At 39.4% G+C, this 14,682-nt stretch carries 10 protein-coding genes; 5 read left to right on the top strand and 5 right to left on the bottom strand.

Annotation, left to right across the window (positions count from 1 at the left end):
• Window position 1 precedes the first annotated feature (1 nt).
• The 3 genes from BW935_RS00265 to BW935_RS00255 are packed head-to-tail and all read right to left on the bottom strand — an operon-like array spanning window position 2 to window position 3,085.
• Entirely contained in the window at window positions 2-793 is a 792-nt protein-coding gene (locus BW935_RS00265) for a rhomboid family intramembrane serine protease (RefSeq protein ID WP_076497422.1), read from the bottom strand.
• Between the two features lie 4 nt (window positions 794-797).
• On the bottom strand, window positions 798-2,678 hold the full coding sequence (mutL, locus tag BW935_RS00260) for a DNA mismatch repair endonuclease MutL (RefSeq protein WP_076497420.1): 1,881 nt from the start codon (window positions 2,676-2,678) through the stop codon (window positions 798-800).
• Complete coding sequence (locus BW935_RS00255) at window positions 2,675-3,085, bottom strand: hypothetical protein (RefSeq protein ID WP_076497418.1); 411 nt, start codon at window positions 3,083-3,085, stop codon at window positions 2,675-2,677. Before BW935_RS00255 ends, mutL begins: the two co-directional genes overlap by 4 nt.
• A 165-nt stretch (window positions 3,086-3,250) precedes the next feature.
• On the opposite strand from BW935_RS00255, the gene BW935_RS00250 reads away from it, so the two are divergent.
• From BW935_RS00250 to BW935_RS00235, 4 genes are all read left to right on the top strand, one after another.
• On the top strand, window positions 3,251-6,313 hold the full coding sequence (locus BW935_RS00250; protein WP_076497416.1) for a serine hydrolase domain-containing protein: 3,063 nt from the start codon (window positions 3,251-3,253) through the stop codon (window positions 6,311-6,313).
• Between the two features lie 125 nt (window positions 6,314-6,438).
• Window positions 6,439-7,584, top strand: a complete 1,146-nt coding sequence (gene bshA, locus BW935_RS00245) for an N-acetyl-alpha-D-glucosaminyl L-malate synthase BshA (RefSeq protein ID WP_076498111.1) — start codon at window positions 6,439-6,441, stop codon at window positions 7,582-7,584.
• Window positions 7,585-7,720: 136 nt separating this feature from the next.
• The gene (locus BW935_RS00240; protein WP_076497414.1) at window positions 7,721-8,362 is read left to right on the top strand and encodes a sterol desaturase family protein; all 642 of its coding nucleotides are present in this window, start codon (window positions 7,721-7,723) and stop codon (window positions 8,360-8,362) included.
• Between the two features lie 48 nt (window positions 8,363-8,410).
• Window positions 8,411-9,226 carry an NAD(P)-binding domain-containing protein gene (locus BW935_RS00235; RefSeq protein WP_076497412.1) on the top strand — a complete coding sequence of 272 codons (816 nt, stop codon included), beginning with the start codon at window positions 8,411-8,413 and terminating at the stop codon, window positions 9,224-9,226.
• A gap of 225 nt (window positions 9,227-9,451) precedes the next feature.
• On the opposite strand, the gene BW935_RS00230 is transcribed toward BW935_RS00235, so the two are convergent.
• Window positions 9,452-10,609: a PQQ-dependent sugar dehydrogenase gene (locus BW935_RS00230; protein ID WP_076498108.1), complete on the bottom strand. Its 1,158-nt coding sequence runs from the start codon at window positions 10,607-10,609 to the stop codon at window positions 9,452-9,454.
• Between the two features lie 145 nt (window positions 10,610-10,754).
• On the opposite strand from BW935_RS00230, the gene BW935_RS00225 reads away from it, so the two are divergent.
• The gene (locus BW935_RS00225) at window positions 10,755-11,879 is read left to right on the top strand and encodes a sugar phosphate isomerase/epimerase family protein (protein ID WP_076497411.1); all 1,125 of its coding nucleotides are present in this window, start codon (window positions 10,755-10,757) and stop codon (window positions 11,877-11,879) included.
• 220 nt (window positions 11,880-12,099) lie between these two features.
• On the opposite strand, the gene BW935_RS00220 is transcribed toward BW935_RS00225, so the two are convergent.
• Window positions 12,100-14,682, bottom strand: a complete 2,583-nt coding sequence (locus tag BW935_RS00220) for a M56 family metallopeptidase (protein WP_175606614.1) — start codon at window positions 14,680-14,682, stop codon at window positions 12,100-12,102.

Here is a 14,682-nt window from a genome sequence, read left to right as displayed (position 1 = left end):
TTTAGTAAAAGTTATTTCTGTTTTTCTTCCAATAATATACTAAACCTACCCCTATTATCAATCCGCTCAAATGCGCGAAATGTGCCACATTATCAGTCGGACTGTTATTGATGATATTATACACTGTGTATAGACCATAAAATAACACCAAATACTTCGCTTTCACAGGCATAGGAGGAAATAACAAGAGTAATTCAGTGTTTGGGAAAAACATCGCAAAAGCAATCAGGATCCCAAATAATGCACCAGATGCTCCTACCATAGGAATATTGATCTGAATGTCTCTGATTCCCATGTAATTTTCCTTAGCCCTTTGAATCATAGTTTTACTCTCTGGGTTTTTGGTGTAATCATCGATGAAGTCATAAACTCCTGACTTGAATAAATGTCGGTTATCTTTGACAAAATCATTGAATCTTTCAGGACTTGGGTTAGCGTAGAATGCTTCAATTTGATTGTCTAACTGCCCAATTCTGTAAGCATTGTATCCAGAGTAAAGTAAACCACTACCTACACCACATACCATCCAGAGCGTGAGAAGTTTTTTTGGTCCTAGAAATTGCTCCAGTAATGGTCCAAAAATGAATAGACCAAACATATTGCTGAACAAATGCCAGAAGTTGGCATGCATGAACATGTAAGTCAAAAACTGGGTAGGCATGAACCTAGGGCTTTGGACATAGTATAGCGCAAACATCCTTTCTAGCTGCGGCATGAAATAACTAGCCACAACAAACATGGCGATATTGATTAGCAGAAGGTTCTTGACTACTGGTGTGAGGTTTCTGAACATGAGCTTATCTATTGAAAAAAGCGTGTATTTTATTTAAATCTAGTTTGACGAAGGTTTTGTTCCCAGCAAGCCCATAATTTGGATTTTGGCAGGCAAATAATTGACCAACCAAGGTTTCCATTTCTGAGGGATCTAGCTTTTTCCCTTTTTTGATGGATGATCTTTTGGCAAGTGACCGCGCTAGGTTTTCCCTATTGTCCAAGGATAATTCAGATTTGAAATGCTTGAACTGCTCCAATAATCCTTCAAAAAGGATTTTCTCGTTGGTCATCTGTACATCTGCTGGTGTTCCTTGGATCAGGATGGTCTCTTTTCCAAATACATCTATTACGAAGCCTAAGCTATGAAGTTCCTCTTTGATATCTAAGACCAATGCAAAATCAGCTGGGCTCAATTGGATATGCTGTGGGAACAAGCACTGCTGAGATACCCCTGCATTGTTATTGAGTTGCCTGCTGTACCTTTCATAGAGAATTCTTTCATGGGATGCTTGCTGATCCAATATCAAAAGTCCGGATGACATCTGAGCAATGATATAACTCTGCTCCACTTGGAAAGTTGCTCCTGTATTTTCTTGATCTTTCGGAAAAATACTTTCCTTCAAGTCATCTTCATTTGCTTTTGATGAAAATGTTAGAAAATCTCTTTCTTCCTCTCTTTCAGGAGTTTTTCTTTCCCAGTTTTTGTTTTGTTCTGCCCCCTCAAAAAGCTTCTCCCAACCTGATACATCCTGCCTTTTGAAGGTTGGGGTCTGAAAGCTTTTGTAAGCATTATCTTTGTAAGGCTCGTCAGGTTTATAGCTATTTTCTAAACCCACGGCGGCTTTGCGATTTTCGTCTTTGCCCCAGTTTTCAGCAAAATTTACATCCATGTTGAAATCCAAGGTGGGGACGACATTGTGCGCTCCCAAAGCTTGTTTTACCGCAGAGCGAATTACAGCATAGACTGTTCTTTCGTCGTCAAACTTGATTTCTGTTTTGGTAGGATGCACATTGATATCGATATGCGATGGATCGATTTCTAAGAACAAAACATAAAAGGGATGCATATCAGCAGGCATCAGCCCTTCGAAAGCATTGGCTACGGCATGATGTAGGTAGTTGCTTTTAATGTATCTATTGTTGACAAAGAAATATTGTTCACCGCGTGTTTTTTTGGCATTTTCTGGTTTACCTATATAGCCTTTTACATTCAAATGTGGTGTATCTTCTTTGCAGCTGACAAGTTGAGTTTGATGGTTTTTTCCAAAGATCCCTACGATGCGTTGACTGAGTTTTCCTGGAGTAAGGTTGAATAGCTCCATGTCGTTTTGATGGAAGGTGAACCCAATTTCTGGATAGGATAATGCTACTCTTTGAAACTCTTCTACCAAGTGTTTCATCTCCACTGGATTGGATTTGAGGAAGTTTCTTCTCGCAGGGACATTGAAAAAAAGATTTTTGACCGCGATAGATGTACCTTCTGGACAAGAGATTGGTTCTTGTTTTTTGAATTCAGACCCCTCAATTTGAATCAAAGTGCCTAATTCTTCCCCTTGTTGACGAGTTTTCATTTCAACCTGCGCTACTGCAGCGATAGATGCCATGGCCTCACCTCTGAAACCAAATGTTCTAATGGCAAAAAGATCTTCAGAAGTTCTGATTTTTGAGGTTGCATGTCTTTCAAAGCACATCCTAGCATCGGTCAGGCTCATACCTTTTCCATCATCGATGACTTGCATCAAGGCTTTCCCTGCATCTTTGACAATGACTTGGATTTGTTTGGCCTCTGCGTCTACTGCATTTTCGAGCATTTCTTTGAGTGCAGAAGCTGGTCTTTGTACCACCTCACCGGCTGCGATCTGATTGGCAATGGCGTCAGGAAGGAGTTGAATGATATTGTTCATTTCCTCCTACTTGCTTTCAGTCTGAAAAAGAGGCCTGCCAAGCCTCCGCCAATTGAGAGATAGAGAACAATGTATAGGACAATCGATCCGAAGTAAATGTAGCCCATCATGCCTCCAATCAAGAGCATAAAGATAAAAAGGCGAAGCATTCCTGCTGAAGTTACAATAGAACTCTGCCTTCCTTTGATTGGCCCACCCTGAGCAAAAGCTCCTCTGATAGGGGATCCATAGTCACTTCTGAAAGCATCAGTAATTTCCTCATCAGATTTGAGCTTACCGTCAGCCTGTAGCTGTCTCTTGATCCTTTGTGTTCTTTGGTCTATTTCTTCTTTGACAGGATCATAATACCTTGGCTTGATGTCAAAGCTCATGGGTCTTGCCGTTTTGAAGATCGATGGAAATTTCATACTCAGTTTAGATTCTTTTGTACTTTATTACGTTGTATTCAATATATATCACCTTCTATCAAAATTGGATATTTCTAATGATGAAGTTGAGGTATGTTTGATGAATACATTGTATATTCATACAAAGTTATTTTAAATATTAAGCAATAAAAATTAAACATAAGCATGCGAATAAAAGTTTGGAGCGCACTTTTAGGCTTGGTGGTGATATTTCATACCGATGCTGCACGGAGTTTGGAGCTGCCTTTGGCAGTATTGGCTGACTCCTCCGAAACGGGTATTGCTATAAATGATACAGACTCAACCCTAATCGTAGCGCGAAAGAAGAGAGATCCATTAGCTGCGAAGGACTACCGTAAGCAGATGGAATGGGTAGATTCAGTATTCAACTCCCAGACTTTTGAGGAGCGTCTAGGTCAGCTTTTTATGGTAGCTGCTTATTCCAACAAGGGCGAGCAACACAAGCAAGAGATTGCCAAATTGATCAAAGAGGAGAACCTTGGGGGCTTAATATTTTTTCAGGGAGGTCCAGTAAGACAGGCAAATTTGACTAATTACTATCAGTCGATTTCCAAGACACCACTCTTTATAGCCATGGATGCTGAGTGGGGGGTCAATATGAGACTAGATTCTGTCCTAACTTTTCCTAAGGCTATGACCCTGGGTGCATTGCCAGACGAGAGGTTGATTTACGATATGGGAAAAGAGATTGCTCGTCAGTTTAAAGAATTGGGGATGCATATCAATTTTGCTCCTGTAGTGGATGTAAATTCTAATCCTGAGAATCCTGTTATTGGATTTAGGGCCTTTGGAGAAGAAAAGAGATTGGTTGCGAAGAAATCCAAAGCCTATATGAAGGGTTTACAGGACAATGGAGTTCTTGCAAATGCCAAGCATTTCCCTGGCCATGGAGATACAGAATCTGATTCGCATTATTCATTACCAGTCATCAGGCATTCTGAAAATCGTATCAAGGATATTGATTTATATCCATACAGAGAGTTGATTGACGAGGATTTGATGTCTGTGATGGTTGCCCATCTTCATATCCCAAGCTTGGATGCTGAAAAAAATAAAGCCACAACACTTTCAAAATATGTGGTCACAGACCTTTTACAAAATCAAATGAATTTCAGTGGGCTTATTTTTACCGATGCATTGAATATGAAGGGAGTGAGTAACTATTATAAGCCTGGGGAGGTGGATCTATTAGCGCTACTTGCAGGTAATGATATTTTACTCTATTCCCAAGATGTACCTAAGGCTAAGCAGATGATTTTGCAAGCAGTGGAAGAAGGGAAGCTATCCAGACAAGAAGTAGATGATAGGGTGACCAAAGTACTCAAGGCAAAGTACTGGGCTGGACTTGACAAGACTCCTTCGATCAATACCAAAGGGCTTGTTGAGCGCTTGAATACCAAAGAAACTGAGCTACTGGTAGAACGTTTGCATGCAAATTCGATCACAGTTACATCCAATAAGAATAACTTCTTACCATTGAGAAACCTTGATTTGCTTGATATCGCCACCATTACGATAGGCGATGATGGGAAAATTTTCAAAGATAAAGTGGATAAGTATATCAAAGCGGATCATTTCAAGCTGGACAAAGGAGCCAATGGGACCTCGCATGCCAATCTCAAAAAGCAACTTGAACCATACAATACGATCATCGTGGGTTTGATGGGATTAACAAATAGCCCAAGTCGTTCTTTTGGGATCAATCAGTCTGATATCAATTTTATAAAGGAACTTAGCAAAGAAAAGTCTGTAATTGTTACCGTTTTTGGGAATGCTTATGCCGCAAAATATTTGAATGGTCTACCACACAATATTTTAGCTTTTGAGAATAATGAATACACGCAGAACTTGGTGCCTGAAATCATTTTTGGAGGCAGGGATGCACAAGGAATGATGCCTGTCTCTATTAGTGAGATCATTACAGTAGGAAGTGGTGGTTATCTACCTGGCTTGGGGAGATTATCTTATAGTATTCCAGAAAGTCAGGGTTTAGATAGTGAGATCCTAAGCGAAATAGACCAAGTGATGGAGATTAGTATTCGTAAAAAAGCTACTCCTGGAGCTGTGGTCTTGATTGCTAAAAACGGCCAAGTGGTTTTTGAAAAAGCTTATGGTCACTATGATTATAGTAAGAAAAAGCCGGTGACGGTACAGACGGTTTACGATTTGGCCTCTATTACCAAAGTGCTATCCACTACCCAAGCTGTGATGTTCTTAGCGAGCAGAGATATCATTGATATGAACCAACCTATTTCAAGGTATCTACCTGAACTGAAAAATACGAACAAGGGCAATCTAATTTTGAGTGATATCATGGCTCACGAAGCCGGTTTACCTGCCTTTATCCCTTATTATGCAAAAACAGTACAAGCAGGTTCTTGGAAATCAGAGTTCTACAGCTCTTCTCCAATTGGTGATTTTACGGTACCAGTAGCCAATGAGATGTATGCTTCACAAAGTCTAAAAGACAGTATTTGGCATTGGACTATCAAGTCAGACCTCAGGAAACCTGACCCAAATAGAAGGAAACACAGCTATCTTTACTCAGACTTGACCATGTATTTGATGCAAGCTGTGGTAGAGCGTGTTGTCAATCAGCCATTGGATGAATTTATGGAGCAGATATTTTATACACCTTTAGGGCTTAATACTTTGACCTTCAATCCATCCAAGAAAATGGATTTGAATAGGATTGCGCCTACTGAAGATGATATAACTTTTAGAAAAAGATTGGTTCACGGCTATGTGCACGATCCGGGAGCAGCCATGTATGGAGGTGTCGCGGGACATGCGGGCTTATTTGGTACGGCCAATGACCTTGCAGTCATGATGCAGCTGATGCTCAATGGTGGTCATTATGGAGATGTTCACCTTTTGGATGAAAAGACAATCAAAGAGTTTACCAAAAGACAGTCAAGCCAAAGTAGAAGAGGCTGGGGCTGGGACAAGCCAGAACCAGAAAGAGGTAAAGGAGGAAGTGCGGGTGCATTAGCTCCCAAAGGCACTTTCGGTCATACTGGCTTCACAGGGACATGTGTTTGGGCTGATCCTGACAATGACTTGATTTATGTGTTTTTATCCAATAGAGTTCACCCTGATGCCAACAACAATACGCTTTTGAAGGATGGCGTTCGTACTGAGATTCATGATATTATCTACAGGTCCATGGGCAAATCAGAAAAGTCATCAGTCAAAAGAGCTGAATAAAATTCATTTATTTGAACAATTAACAGTAGTTATGATGTTTAGTGGCTATTGATTTCTACAAATGAAGATTTCATACCTTGTGTCCCGGTACGTTGGGATTACCAATGAAAAACAAATTTAAACTGATGAAAATAGGTATAGTCTGTTACCCTACCTTTGGAGGTAGTGGAGTAGTCGCGACTGAGTTAGGAAAAGCCCTTGCAAAAGAGGGCCATCAAATTCACTTTATCACATATAGACAGCCTACTCGTCTTGATTTTTTTAGCGAAAACTTATTCTATCACGAAGTTGATATCAAAAGCTACCCCTTGTTTGAGCATGCTCCTTATGAACTGGCACTAGCAAGTAAGATGGTCAACGTAGTGAAATACGAGCAACTAGACCTCTTGCATGTTCATTATGCCATTCCGCATGCTTCCGCTGCCTATATGGCCAAGCAAATCTTGAAAGAGCGAGGTATTTATATCCCTGTTGTGACCACTTTGCATGGAACAGACATTACTTTGGTAGGTAAAGATCCTAGCTATGAGCCTGTAGTTACCTTTAGTATCAACCAATCAGATGGTGTGACCGCTGTTTCCGAAGACCTGAGAAAAGCTACTGTTGAGCATTTTGAGATTAAGAGAGATATTAGAGTAATCCCAAATTTCATAGACTTAGAGCGTTTTAAAAAACAGAAAAAGGAACATTTCAAATTGGCAATTTGTCCGCATGGAGAAAAGTTGATAGTCCATACTTCGAACTTCAGAAAAGTCAAAAGGGTGGAAGACGTGATTAGGGTCTTCTATGAAGTGAGAAAGCAAATTCCTGCAAAATTACTTTTGGTAGGGGATGGGCCTGAGCGAGATAAGATGGAAAGATTGTGTAGAGACTTAGGTACATGTGATGATATCAGATTTTTAGGAAAACTTGAGGCTGTTGAGGAAGTTCTATCTGTTGCAGACCTTTTTATGATGCCTTCAGAAAAAGAGAGCTTTGGATTGGCAGCCTTAGAAGCTATGGCCTGTGAAGTGCCTATTTTGACCTCTAATGCAGGGGGAATCCCAGAATTAAATATAGATGGGCAAACGGGTTTTGTGTGTAATGTAGGAGATATTACAACCATGACAACGAAAGCCCTTGAGATCCTTAAAGATGAAAATCTACCAGGTTTTAAGGAGAGAGCTTTGAAAAGAGCTAAGGAATTTGACGTCACCAATATCCTGCCTCTATATGAATCTTACTATCGCGAAACCATAGAGTCGACGAAGTTTTATTTTGAGAAAATCTAGTTTTAATTTTTCTCAACTATTTACAAATACATTCGTAATTAAAACCATCCGGCTTAGATTTGCACCGAATTTGTAAACTATTGACTATCTAGTCAAGTTATTATTTCTTCGTATATTGAGACTAAACCATATAGAAATGAGCGTTACTTTAAAAAAAATCGGCAGGTTGGACAGACCCGATAATAACGGCTCTGCCACCATGTTTAAAAACCCAGTTTTGGAAAAAATATCCAGAACGCATATTAGCATACCAATTATTATGTTCCTGACCATCAGTTCTGTGTCATTCTATTATGCTTACACTACTACTGAAATAGGACTTTCGATTGGGATTCCAGTATTATTGTTAGGGTTTTTGGCATTTACTTTTGTGGAATATATGATGCATAAGCATTTTTTCCACATGGAGCCAGATACTCCTACAAAAGACAAGCTCCAATACACCGTGCATGGTGTTCATCACGATTATCCAAAAGATAAGGATAGATTAGCGATGCCGCCATTTGTAAGCGCGTTCTATGCTTTGATTTTTTACTTAGTGTTTACCTTAGTGATGGGTAGCTATGCGCTTTACTTTTTACCTGGGTTTTTGTTTGGATATGCAGCCTACCTAGGCGTACATTACATTGTACATGCCTATCAGCCGCCCAAGAATTTTCTAAAGGTACTATGGGTTAATCATGCAGTGCATCATTACAAAGACCCAGATGTGGCATTTGGGGTGAGCTCTCCATTGTGGGACTACATCCTAGGGACTATGCCAAAAAAGGATAAATAAATTTTAAACCCTCTTTTGAGGGTTTTTTGTTTTTAACATTTGAGTTACATGAAAATTTCAATTATAGGATTTGGGTGGCTTGGAAAGCCATTAGCTGAAAAACTTCTAGCTAAAGGCTATCAGGTACAAGGGAGTGCTACTTCTGAAGATAAAGTAGCCAAACTGAATCAAGATGGACTAGATACGGTATTGTTTAATTTGAATCCTCACCCTGAGGGTTTGGGTTTTCAATCAATTTTTGATACCGATGTCTTGATTATCAATGTGCCACCGAGGACAAAATCTGCTGCTCCGACATTTCATCCAGAACAAATCAAATATCTTAAGGAGTTGGCCAAACTTGGGAATGTTCCCAAAATCATTTACATCTCAGCTACATCAGTCTATCCTGATCAAAATCAGGTAGCGAGAGAGTCTGATAAATTAACGAAGGGAAGCACAGGAAATCCTGCTCTTTTTGAAGCAGAGCGAATTTTAGGTCAGGACAAAACTTATGATTTGACTATTGTGAGATTTGGAGGCTTATTGGGAGTTGATCGTATTCCAGGGAGATATTTTTCAGGTAAGGAACAAGTCGTAGGAGATTCTCCTGTCAATTATATACACAGGGATGATGCTGTTGATCTGATGATCTGGATCATCGAAAAGGGACTTTGGAATGAGACCTACAATGGTGTTGCTCCATTGCATCCAAAAAGGAAAGAAGTGTACGAAAAGAATGCGGCAGATCTAGGTTTTGATCCTCCTGTTTCATATCAAGAACCTGATAAAAATCCATGGAAGGAGATCTCTGCTGATAAAATATTAGCTACTGGTTTTAATTTTACGATGTCGAATCCGCTCGATTTTTGGTATCAGAAGTGAAAAAATCCCGCTTTTTCGAGCGGGATTTTTAAGTAGATTGAATATCTTAATATGTATATCTGCAAGTATACCACTAACTAAGTTAAATAAGAACCCAGATTAACCCGATATTAATAGATATTGGATCCGCCTCGGCGGACAAGTTATTTATTGATATTGGCTTGAAATCATCGGTTTATACTACTCTTAAAGTTCCACTGGTAAGAAAGCAGATAATCATGTTTTTTAATTTCTTGGAATCAATTTCACCATCAGTCCAGTAGCTTCAGTGATGACATATATGAATCCATCAGGGCTTTGAGAGACTTGTCTCACTCTGCCGATACCATCTAGTAATTTCTCTTCCCCCACATAGGATGTCCCATCCAATTCAACTCTTGCTACTTGCTGACCTGCAAGACCTGCTACAAGAATATTTCCTTTCCAAGCTGGATATTTGTCTGATGTGACCAAAGTCATTCCACAAGTCGCAATAGAGGGAACCCAGTAGGTTATAGGTTGTTCCATTCCTTCTTTTTCTGTATCCTCAGTGATGATTGATCCATCATAGTCAATGCCATAGGTGATCTCTGGCCAACCATAATTTTTGCCTTTTTCTATGAGGTTTAGCTCATCACCGCCTTTTGGCCCATGTTCTACTGACCATAATCTATCATTTTCTGCATCATAGATGATTCCCTGTGGGTTTCTATTACCATAAGTCCAGATTGAAGTCACTGCACCTTCCACGTCTACAAAAGGATTGTCACTTGGGATGCTACCATCATCATGGATTCTATGGATTTTGCCATGTGCATTATCAAGTTCTTGTGCATTCTGTGGTCTACTTCCTTTGTCCCCATTAGAGTAGTAAAGGTAATTGTCTTTGTCAAAAACGATACGGGTCCCGAAGTGTCTTCCTCCTTTCCATTCAGGCATATTTACAATAAGTTCTTCTAAATCTACCAAGGCATTGCCTTGAAGCTTTGCACGAGAAATTACCAAAACACCGCCTTCACCCATGTCTTTGGCATAGGCTAAATAAATCCATCCATTATTGGCATAATCAGGGTGAATTGCTATATCTAAGAGACCTGCTTGATTGACTTCATGCACAGCTGGTACGCCTGTAAGCTTTTCGCCAGTGAATTTATCATCCTTGAAGACGAGAATTTCGCCTTTTCTCTCGGTGACAAGCATCCTTCCATCAGGAAGCCAAGTCATGCCCCAAGGATTTTCAAAATCCGTGAACAGTGTATCTACGGAGAAGGTCATTTTCTCTGATACTACTGCAAAAGGATCGTTTTCTTGGATAGCCCCGTTTTCATTAGGTTCTGAGCAAGATGCCAACCCAAATAGGATAAGAGCACCTAAAATAAAAGATAAGTTTTTACGAATTTTCATCATGTTTCAGTTGGTTTGAATACAAATTTAATCAATTTTCAGGTGAATTGTTTTTTGAATTCCGCAAATGGTATTCCATCAATCAAGTTTTCCTCAGAAAGCTTCTCTTTAAATACTATCTTAGGCTTTACTAAAATAATGACTTATGGATAATCAGATTTGGATCATGACCTCGGCATTTGATCAGCTTGGCTTGGAGGCTGTCATTGAGAAAGCGCATGAAATAGGCGTGCAAGGCTTGGATCTTTGTGTATTCAGGAAAGATGGAACCCGGGATGATTTTGTAGCTACCCATTTGGATTATGATCATTTTGGTCTGGAGGAATCAAAAAAGCTAATCGATCAATTCAATACCGCTAACCTCAGACTTTCTCTCGGTGCTTTTGATAATTTGATAGGTGGTGACGCTGCTCATAGGAAGCTTAACCAGAATCACTTGCTGAAGCTGATAAGGATGGCCTATTTATTAGGTGGAGATGAAAATGATGTGATAGTTGGGACTTTTGTAGGTTATAATCATGAATTGGGGATTCAGGAAAATGGGTTTGAGAAAAATTTAGAGGAGTATCAAAGAGTCTTTACTCCCATCATCAAGTATGCGGAAGATTTGGGTGTGACAGTACTCTATGAAAATTGCCCGATGGAAGGTTGGCGCTCTTCTGGATACACTTCTACCTTTAATAATCTTACAGGTGTTTTGGCGGCTAGAAAAATCATGTACGAGCTGATTCCAAGCCCTGCCCATGGAGAAATCTACGATCCATCGCATGATATTTGGCAAAATACCGACCCTGTTGAAGTCATCAAGCATACAGATTTGTCAAGACTAAAAAGAATCCATGTCAAATCGACTAGAAATGTTTCTGACCCCTTTTGGGGGAATATGTATCCCATGCAAAAAGTAAAAGCTGAATGGGCTGAAATGGCAGGTGTTCCATCTAGTACCAATGAATGGGACAGGCATCATTATGAAGCTACACTTCCAGGATTTGGATTGGGAGACTCAATAGATTGGAGGAAATTTGTCGATGCATTAAGAGATAAGGGTTTTTCTGGACCATTCGAAATTGAAAACGAAGCCAAGCTTTCAAAGCAAACGGGTAATCTAGGAGCGATTGTGCAAGGCTGTAAGGCTGCGGTACAGAATCTTGCTCCATTGCTGTGGTCTTTGAAAGAAGAAGGATACACTTATCCTAAGTCTGCCATACAGCCTTTGCAGAAATTGAATCGAAAAGATATTCCGATCACGACTATAGATAACTTGTCGTAATTTTATTCACGGATGATGATGAAAATCGCTTATTTTAAAATTAATGTTATTTATGATTTTCAATGTATAGTCAATAATGTTAAGTATGATTAACATAAATAATTTTAATTTGATAAATTCGATTAACAAAATCATGCTTGTCTATCGTGGAGAAGCTTAGAGTTTTATCGGCTATGAAAGTCCAAGCAGCGGGAATGGATTTTCAGAGGTATTTATTAGATCAGTTTTTTGGTCTAGCTTCAAGCTCTTTCATTTTGATGGCATATTCTTTTTGTAACTCAGTCATCCTGTCTTGATAAAGCTTGAATTTGCCTTCATTTTCTTTCATCCATTGATTCATCTTTTGCTGAAACTCTTCCATCATGGGCTTGGCTTCCTCTTCGAGTTTTGCCATCTTTTCTTGATAAGCTTTCATAAGTGGCTCCTGCTCTTTTTGCCAAGCATTGAGTTGAGTTTGGTATTCTTTCATAAACACCTCAAATTCTTTACGGTACTTTTCAAACTCCTTTGTGTATGCTTCTTCTAGTTCTTTCTTTTCTTTTTGCTCAGCTTCTGTCAATTTCCTTGATTCAAAATAATTTGGAGAAGTGGAGTATGCAGGTCCAAGCAACAGGCGATTGTGAGCTTCCGAACCTACTTCCATTGGAGGTTGAACCCTTCCTACATTATATTCATCTAGGTAAATAGTGATTTCGGTAATTTTTTTGAGCGCCGCTGCTTTCTCTTCCTCTGAATTTGATTTTTGAAGTTTCTCTACTGCTAATCTCAATTGTTTGATCAAATCCGCAGAATCCTTCTGGACTCTTCCACTGACTTTAGCCAAATTATTTTGATTGACTCTAACTGATCTTGAATTAGTGGTAGCAAGATTAGTATTTTGCTTGGTAATCTCAGCGTTCAATTTTGCCTCATTGACCTTCATTTCGTGATTGAGCTTAGCTTCAGCGATCGCCATCTCTTGTTTTAGCTTTGCTTCACTGATCATGATTTCCTGTTTGAGTTTAGCTTCCGCAATCATAGATTCTCGTTGAAGATTGACTGAGGCTAGATTCATTTCTTGCTCATCTTTGGCTTGTTGAAGTTTAGCTTCACTTTGATCTTTGGTGGCTGCAAATTGAATGGGCTGAAATTGATAAGCACTTACCCCTCTTATGGACCTTACACCCATCCTAGCATTTGGTGCTACAGTAGATTGGCTTTCGTTAAATTTTATATTTATGGGGTTAATTCCAGTAACCCCACTGACTCCCTTGATTTTAACAGTTTGTTTACCACTATCTTGAATTAATAACCCATCGCTATTGATTTTTTTAATAAGTGTTGAATCACTCATAAAGACTGAGCTTACAGGCTTTTTCAATCTGATTGAGTCTTGATTTTGTAAAACTAGATTGGACCAAAAATGAATTTTATCTCCACTGGCCTCAATATTGTCAAAGCTCGCCTTCAAGTCATTTTTGATGTCATTTGATAGATCTTCTAATGCGATAACTTTTTCATTTTCATCAAAAATAGTTACCTCAAAATCATAGGATTTAGTCTTTCTTTGAAGAGTTGCCAGAGAATTTTTCAAATGAACCAAAGCCTCTCCAACAGGAACTAGCATCTCTGCCATTTCTTTTTTCAAGGCTTCAGGTACTCGCTGCTCGTATTGCACTGCAAAATCTTCATTGATTTCGAAATTTTGCCAAAAATCGTCAGAAAGTTGGACTTCACTTTGAACTTGTGTAAGTAATTGAGCTGTGCTTGATTCAATCGGTTTGTCTGCATGTGCACCAAAAATCAAAGTGGCGCCTAAAATTAATGTGATCATCATGGTATAGCTGGTTAAAGTTGATGTTTTGTTAGAAGTGGGGTTGAGCCCCATGATCCTTCGGATGCGATTGAGCGTGGGATTTTTGCTGGATGAAGCAGCGAGGGTGAGCTCGGGAGCTATTTCCATGCTATAATTGGTGCTGATGGCCAATGCATTGGCAAGATCTTTAGGGTTTGTACCTAGGTTGATGGCAATGTCATCACAAGCATGCTCTCGCTCTGTTCGGATGACACCATTGATCCACCAGAATACAGGATGAAAGAAGAAGATAACTTCTAAGGCTGACTGAATGAAGTTCACCAAAAAATCTTGCCTTTTGATATGGGCTAACTCGTGGGCAATAATGGCCTCTAGCTGACTTGGTGTTAGCTGGAAAATCAAGCCCGCTGGAATCAAGATGACTGGCTTGATCAACCCAAATGTCAAAGGTGTATTGACAAAACTACTTTCAAATAATCCGATCCTATTTTTGATCCCAAGTTTCTTAGAACAACTGTTTAGAATCTCTTGCCATGCTGCTCCAATTGGATTTTTAGGACTTTTGTATAATCTGCCAAGATCAATTATTGATCCTCCAAATTTGATCAAAAATAGTATTGCACCGACCAGCCAGAGGTTAACCAAAATTGGTATTCTCTTTTCTATGGAGCTGTAAATAGACACCTGAGGTGTATCATTTCCAAGATGAGCCATTATTTCAAAGGGCTCAATGGGATAAGTCAAATCTAGTTGGGGTTCAATATTTGAATTTAATGTTTCTGGAGAAGGTGTGTACTTTTCAAAAGAAATGACAGCTGTAGTTATGCTGCCGGCAAGCATTAAAAGTAACGTAAATGTACCCAGATGATATTTGAAAGCTGCTGAGCGATCTTTAAAGAATTTCAGCAGTAGCCACAACACTAAACCCAGTCCAGCGATCTGCCAAAGTGAATGCACAAGCATCCATCCTAATGCATATAGATAGCCATTAGGTATCCATTGATTCAT

The organism is Belliella pelovolcani, from assembly GCF_900156785.1.
Taxonomy (GTDB): domain Bacteria; phylum Bacteroidota; class Bacteroidia; order Cytophagales; family Cyclobacteriaceae; genus Belliella; species Belliella pelovolcani.
The sequence above is the reverse complement of the archived record's forward strand: the minus strand, read 5'-3'. Positions and strand labels throughout refer to the sequence as shown.

What these genes read in the sequence shown, in the direction of transcription:
- BW935_RS00255 (WP_076497418.1), bottom strand. Translation starts at nt 3,085, where the DNA reads ATGAAATTTCCATCGATCTTCAAAACGGCAAGACCCATGAGCTTTGAC.
- bshA (WP_076498111.1), top strand. Translation starts at nt 6,439, where the DNA reads ATGAAAATAGGTATAGTCTGTTACCCTACCTTTGGAGGTAGTGGAGTA.
- BW935_RS00235 (WP_076497412.1), top strand. Translation starts at nt 8,411, where the DNA reads ATGAAAATTTCAATTATAGGATTTGGGTGGCTTGGAAAGCCATTAGCT.
- BW935_RS00230 (WP_076498108.1), bottom strand. Translation starts at nt 10,609, where the DNA reads ATGAAAATTCGTAAAAACTTATCTTTTATTTTAGGTGCTCTTATCCTA.
- BW935_RS00250 (WP_076497416.1), top strand. Translation starts at nt 3,251, where the DNA reads ATGCGAATAAAAGTTTGGAGCGCACTTTTAGGCTTGGTGGTGATATTT.
- BW935_RS00220 (WP_175606614.1), bottom strand. Translation starts at nt 14,682, where the DNA reads ATGAATCAATGGATACCTAATGGCTATCTATATGCATTAGGATGGATG.
- BW935_RS00265 (WP_076497422.1), bottom strand. Translation starts at nt 793, where the DNA reads ATGTTCAGAAACCTCACACCAGTAGTCAAGAACCTTCTGCTAATCAAT.
- BW935_RS00225 (WP_076497411.1), top strand. Translation starts at nt 10,755, where the DNA reads ATGGATAATCAGATTTGGATCATGACCTCGGCATTTGATCAGCTTGGC.
- mutL (WP_076497420.1), bottom strand. Translation starts at nt 2,678, where the DNA reads ATGAACAATATCATTCAACTCCTTCCTGACGCCATTGCCAATCAGATC.
- BW935_RS00240 (WP_076497414.1), top strand. Translation starts at nt 7,721, where the DNA reads ATGAGCGTTACTTTAAAAAAAATCGGCAGGTTGGACAGACCCGATAAT.